The organism is Streptomyces phytophilus (assembly GCF_013870535.1).
GTDB classification, from domain to species: domain Bacteria; phylum Actinomycetota; class Actinomycetes; order Streptomycetales; family Streptomycetaceae; genus Streptomyces; species Streptomyces phytophilus.
The window spans coordinates 1-2,070 of sequence record NZ_JACBXC010001094.1 but is presented as its reverse complement, the minus strand read 5'-3'; the positions used below and the strand labels follow the sequence as shown (position 1 = coordinate 2,070).

Genomic DNA, 2,070 nt, shown 5'->3' with positions numbered 1-2,070 from the left:
GGGTCGGCGCGTGCACGTCCAGCGTGCCGTCTCCGGCGGTCGACGGTCACGGGCGGCGGCCTCCTTTGCGGGTGGTGCGGGCGGTGGTGGTGAGGGTGAGGGTGACGGCGTCGGCGTAGCCGTCGTTGGCGGTGCCGCCGGCGCGGGTGAGGGTGAGCAGGAGGCGGGCGGTGCGGCTGCCGGGTGGTGCGGGTGCGGTGGCGGTGCGTTCCAGCAGAGCGGTGCGGCCGGCGCGTTCTTCGGCGGTGACGGGGCCGAGGACGCTGAGGGCGAGGGGGGTGCCGTGGGTGTCGCGGAGTTCGACGGAGAGGCGGGCGCCGTCCTGCTGGTCGGCGTAGCCGCCGAGCCAGGCGGTGAGGGTGTAGCGGACGCGGCCGGCGTCGATGGCGTCGTGGCCGGTGGCGCCGGTGCGGGGGAGTTCGATGTCCTGGAGGAGTGCGGTGCGCGGGCTGGTGCCGCCGGTGAAGAAGCGGGTGCCGCGGGTGGTGGGGCCGGGGTCGTCGGGGGTGGGGTAGCCGCCGCCGAGGTCGTACGGGACGAGGGCGGGGGCGCCTTGGGTGAGGCGCCAGCCGTGGACGGTGTCGACGGGCTCCGCGGTGCCTCCGGGCCCGGTCTCTGCGTCGCCGTTGACGACGAGGTTCACGCCTGCCTCCCTGGTGGTGGGGGTGTGGTGGGGGTGTGGTGGGGGTGTGGTGCGGTGGGTCCGGTCGGGGTGCGGTGCGGGGGTATCACAGCAGCAGGGGGTGAACCTGCGGGGGACGTGCGGCGAATGCGGCCGTACGCGGGTTCGGCGCCGGTGCGGCGCGGTCGGGTGGTCAGCCGTCGAGGAGGTGGCGGCCGCGGGCGGTGAGGCGGTGTACGACGTGGGGTCCGGTCCGTTCGCTTTCGGCGAGGCCCGCGCGGCGCAGGACGGTGAGGTGGCCGCTGACGGAGGAGGCGGGCATGCCGAGGCGGGCGGCGAGGCCGCCGGTGGTGGCGGGGGCGCTGGTGGGGGTGAGTGCGGCGAGGATGCGGGCGCGGCTGGTGCCGAGGAGTGCGGCGAGTGCGGTGTCGCGGTGGGGGGTTGCGCGGCCGGTGCCGTCGGGGGCGGGGTGGCGGCGTACGGGGTGGACGACGACGGGCGGGAGTCCGTGGTCGGCGATGGCGACGGGGGTGGTGTGGCAGAAGTAGGAGGGGATGAGGCGGATGCCGCGGCCGTGCAGGTGGAGGGTGGAGTCGACGGGGTAGGGGGCGCTGAGTACGGGGTCGGTCCAGGTGAAGGGGTCGAGGGTGGCGAGGACGGCGGGCATGCCGGCTTCGAGTGCTTCAAGTTGGCGGGTGCGGTCGGCGGCGACGGTGGCTTCGATCTCGCTCCAGTCGGGGGCGATGAGCCGGTTGTGTACGTGCTGGAGTGCGTCGGCGAGGTCGCCGAGGACGGTGCGGTCGCCGGCGGCGAGGCGGCGGGTCCAGGGCGGCAGGGGGCGGTGGCGGGCGGCGAGGCGGATCTCGCGGGCGAGGCGGGTGGCGGGGGTGGCGCGCAGGGTGCGCAGTCCCGCGGTGATGCCGTCCTCGGATTCGACGGGGGTGAGGAAGTCGGGGAAGTAGGCGGCGTCGGCGGGTGCGATGCCGTTGAGGAGGCGGCAGGTGCGGCGCAGGTCGTGGTGGCGGAGGCGGTGCCGGGCGCGGCGGTGGAAGGGGCGCAGCCGGGCGGGGAGGAGGGGCGCGGGGGTGTAGGCGACGTGCAGCCCGAGGATCGCCTCCCAGATCGGGTCGGCGGTGCGCGCGAGCTGGACGTGGCGGAAGTCCCGATCGTTGAAGTGGACATGAAGCTTTCCGGCCATACCCGAGGGTAACCACGCGCGGCCTGCGCTGTCTCGGCCCCGGGCGGGCCCCGTTCCCGCGGCGGTGGACGTCGGGTTTTCGACGGTGGCGGAAAACCCGTGCGGCGCGGGGGTGAGGGGGTGCCTACGATGCGTCGCCGCACGGCCAGCACCTTCGCGGACATGACAAGGAACACGGGAAGGAGCCAGATGCGGCGCACACCAACGACCGCCCGGTGGCGCAGGGTTGCGCTGACCGGCGCGATCTGCG

General features: G+C 75.4%; 2 protein-coding genes. Both read right to left on the bottom strand.

The window, feature by feature from the left end; translation table 11 throughout:
- Nucleotides 1-46 precede the first annotated feature (46 nt).
- The gene (locus H5J30_RS29425; RefSeq protein WP_181790352.1) at nucleotides 47-643 is read right to left on the bottom strand and encodes a phosphoesterase; all 597 of its coding nucleotides are present in this window, start codon (nucleotides 641-643) and stop codon (nucleotides 47-49) included.
- Nucleotides 644-815: 172 nt separating this feature from the next.
- Nucleotides 816-1,820, bottom strand: coding sequence for an ArsR/SmtB family transcription factor (locus H5J30_RS29420; RefSeq protein WP_181790347.1), 1,005 nt, complete (start codon nucleotides 1,818-1,820; stop codon nucleotides 816-818).
- Nucleotides 1,821-2,070: the final 250 nt, after the last annotated feature.

Bases quoted from the DNA above. Each gene is read 5' to 3' on its own strand.
- H5J30_RS29420 (WP_181790347.1), bottom strand. From the start codon at position 1,820: ATGGCCGGAAAGCTTCATGTCCACTTCAACGATCGGGACTTCCGCCAC.